Origin of the sequence: Sporomusa sp. (genome assembly GCF_035561255.1) — a bacterium.
Lineage (GTDB): Bacteria > Bacillota > Negativicutes > Sporomusales > Sporomusaceae > Sporomusa.
Map to the genome: position 1 here is coordinate 1 of NZ_DATMXX010000107.1, position 2,525 is coordinate 2,525.

Here is a 2,525-nt window from a genome sequence, read left to right on the forward strand (position 1 = left end):
GAGTAAAATAATTAAGAACATCGACCAGTAAATATGCGGTATTTTTTTGTGCAAAATAAAAAAGCCTCAGACCGAAGTCCGGGGGCGATGATAACACGACCGAATAATCGCTATACCTAACTCCCTTTTTTCAATGAGTTAAATATGCTACACTTAAATCACACTCAACTCTCTAAGGGGGCTGTATGTTAAAAGTATTCTCATCATTATTTGCATGGCTACTAGCATTATTAGCCTTACTAGTAGCGTTGATACTTGGTTTTGCGTTTCTCATGTTAATTATTGAAGGTGCAACTCAAATAGCTATTAACGTATTTGGCGCGCCTATGGATATTGGTGATAAAATCGGTTCATTTGTATTCATTACAGCAGTATTTGGTTTCATAGCATATATGCAATATAAGGATCCATCTTTTTTAAGGGAATGCGATTGCAAAAGCTGCAAGGATTGTAAAGAGCATAAGAAAGAAGAGTTTTCAATTCTACCCTTTTTTGTTATTTTAGTCATATATTATGGAGTATTAAAGATTTCATTGTAGTGTTTAATGTTCACAAATAAAAAAAGCCCCAGACTAATAAGTCTGAGGCTAAGCATCAAAACGAATATCGAATTCCGGCTTTCGCCTCATCATGCTTAAAATCGTATCCAACTACACCACCAATATATTTGCCATCCTTAGTAATCCGGCGGCTAACATCATAAGTAACTTCCTGAATCCGCGGACTACCCCTTTTAATCGATTCCGTCCAGTCAGGCATAACATTAAAACCCCGAATAACCTTCCTGTAAGCGAAAACGTTGTATTGATTTAAATTGACTGTTGTTCCTTCCGGCAAGGTAGCAATTTCATTTAGATCAATTTGATTATTGGGATGATCAGGGTCTGTTAACATTCCAAAATTAGCACCGCGCTTTTTAACTTCTTTCGTAACTACCTTAATAACTTCCACTGGCACTGTTTTAATAATCGTGTCCGGTGGTTTATTTTTTAGATGGGCAATCTCCTTGGCCGCATCATCAAGTTGCGACTGCAGCATTTTTACCTTGGCATTGTCTGCCGCCTGCTGTACCCCTGCCGGGGTTTCAGCCTGCTCTTAAGATAGAGTCGTTACCGGCTCCGGCTGGTTAAAGTGCTGATAGGCAAAGTATCCTGCAACTACCACCAATAAAACAACGCCAAGCAGTATGACCGCCTGGCGCTTGGTTAAACTAAACATGTATTTCTCACTCCCATTTAAGCGCCGTTAATTCGGCGCTATTTTTATGTATAGGCGACAAACGTCGTCGCCTAAAATATAAGCTTTATAGCCAAACCGATAACTACCGCCCCTGATAGCCATACCGCCCATTTTGGTATTTGATATTTTGCGGCTGTTTCTTCAACCTTATCATTAATCTTTGATCCAACAGTCTTGATCTCTTCTTTGAGTTCTTCCTTGAGTCTTAACATTTCTTCTTTAAGCTCCTCTTTGAGTTCTGCTTTGAGTTCTGCTTTGAGTTCTGCTTTGACTCTTTCCTTGATTTCTTCTATTAGTTTTTCGTCCACCTACTCACCTCCTAATTTATTGTATTCTGTCAACTAGCATTGTGTTACATAATCAGTTACACCTCTGGCGATAGCACGGGCGAAATCATCCTGCCTGGTAACCAGCAGTTGCTCATCCCTCGCATTTGATATCAGTTGAACAATAGATCATAGACCGGCCTCCTTGATTGCTCTGTCAGCGTAGCGGTTGAAAACTTCATTAATGTGCTGTTGATTGGCTTCGCCCGCTCCGTAAATAAATTGATCCGGCTTAGTTCCCGGGTGCATAACCATTTTGGCAAATCGAAATCCATTGCCATTAGGCCATCTCAGCCATTTTTTGTTGCGTGGCCTAATTATGTGTGGTGGTGTCCCATCATGAACATAGGGACCGTACCGAAATAGGTGTCGCCCAACTTTCCATCCGGCAATAAGGTAAACACATTATCCGGGAAAAACTGCTGGCTTGCGCCGGCAACAGTCAAAGCATATTTCTGCGTGTAAACAGTAATTGTCAAGCCTAGCTTGTTAATAAAATACTGCTGCAGCATGTTGTCAGTCAGGATAATGTTCTGGCCTTTTTCAACATTCATGTCCTTCTTGATTTTTTCATTGTCCATCAAATAGCCCCAGGTTTTTCGGGTGTAAATGGCACGTGTCGGTTTATTACCGGACTCACTCTCAGCAAGCTCCTGCCATTCCAAATAAAAAGGAGCCTACTCAAGCGGCTCCATATCATCCAAATATACCCATGCAGTGGGGCTCCCGGGATAGCGTTCAATCTTTACTTTATCGGGATGGCTTTGTGAGATTTGAATGATAGATACTACCGTTCCTGTCGGCCATGTGCCGATTCCCCATTTTACGTTCGATAAAAGTTTATCTTGCATGATTTCGGCCCCCTTGTTTATGCGTTGTTGTATTAATCACTTACTGTCGGCTAATTGTCAAGGGGTTAAACCTAGTTTTCTATTCCTTTATCATATCCTCGGAGAATAC

Annotated in this window: 6 protein-coding genes and 1 pseudogene; 1 reads left to right on the plus strand and 6 read right to left on the minus strand. The window is 41.0% G+C overall.

Annotation, left to right across the window (positions count from 1 at the left end; all coding sequences use genetic code 11):
- Positions 1–185 precede the first annotated feature (185 nt).
- A complete protein-coding gene (locus VN379_RS06260) occupies positions 186–539 on the plus strand; it encodes a hypothetical protein (RefSeq protein ID WP_325531922.1) in 354 nt (117 codons plus the stop codon).
- Between the two features lie 55 nt (positions 540–594).
- Here the strand turns inward: VN379_RS06260 and VN379_RS06265 are convergent, their stop codons facing one another.
- The 6 genes and pseudogenes from VN379_RS06265 to VN379_RS06285 all read right to left on the minus strand — a co-directional run bounded on the left by VN379_RS06265 (position 595) and on the right by VN379_RS06285 (position 2,416).
- Positions 595–1,038, minus strand: coding sequence for a hypothetical protein (locus VN379_RS06265; RefSeq protein WP_325531924.1), 444 nt, complete (start codon positions 1,036–1,038; stop codon positions 595–597).
- Between the two features lie 57 nt (positions 1,039–1,095).
- Positions 1,096–1,218, minus strand: a complete 123-nt coding sequence (locus VN379_RS06270) for a hypothetical protein (protein ID WP_325531926.1) — start codon at positions 1,216–1,218, stop codon at positions 1,096–1,098.
- 71 nt (positions 1,219–1,289) lie between these two features.
- Positions 1,290–1,547: a hypothetical protein gene (locus VN379_RS06275; RefSeq protein ID WP_325531928.1), complete on the minus strand. Its 258-nt coding sequence runs from the start codon at positions 1,545–1,547 to the stop codon at positions 1,290–1,292.
- 33 nt (positions 1,548–1,580) lie between these two features.
- Positions 1,581–1,679: pseudogene (locus VN379_RS25095) on the minus strand (N-acetylmuramoyl-L-alanine amidase); the annotation flags it as partial.
- 203 nt (positions 1,680–1,882) lie between these two features.
- Positions 1,883–2,230 carry a major capsid protein gene (locus VN379_RS06280; protein WP_325531930.1) on the minus strand — a complete coding sequence of 116 codons (348 nt, stop codon included), beginning with the start codon at positions 2,228–2,230 and terminating at the stop codon, positions 1,883–1,885.
- Positions 2,231–2,242: 12 nt separating this feature from the next.
- Entirely contained in the window at positions 2,243–2,416 is a 174-nt protein-coding gene (locus VN379_RS06285; RefSeq protein WP_325531932.1) for a hypothetical protein, read from the minus strand.
- Between the last annotated feature and the right edge of the window lie 109 nt (positions 2,417–2,525).

Coding starts and splice junctions, on each gene's coding strand:
- VN379_RS06270 (WP_325531926.1), bottom strand. CDS start 1,218: ATGTTTAGTTTAACCAAGCGCCAGGCGGTCATACTGCTTGGCGTTGTT.
- VN379_RS06265 (WP_325531924.1), bottom strand. CDS start 1,038: ATGCTGCAGTCGCAACTTGATGATGCGGCCAAGGAGATTGCCCATCTA.
- VN379_RS06260 (WP_325531922.1), top strand. CDS start 186: ATGTTAAAAGTATTCTCATCATTATTTGCATGGCTACTAGCATTATTA.
- VN379_RS06285 (WP_325531932.1), bottom strand. CDS start 2,416: ATGCAAGATAAACTTTTATCGAACGTAAAATGGGGAATCGGCACATGG.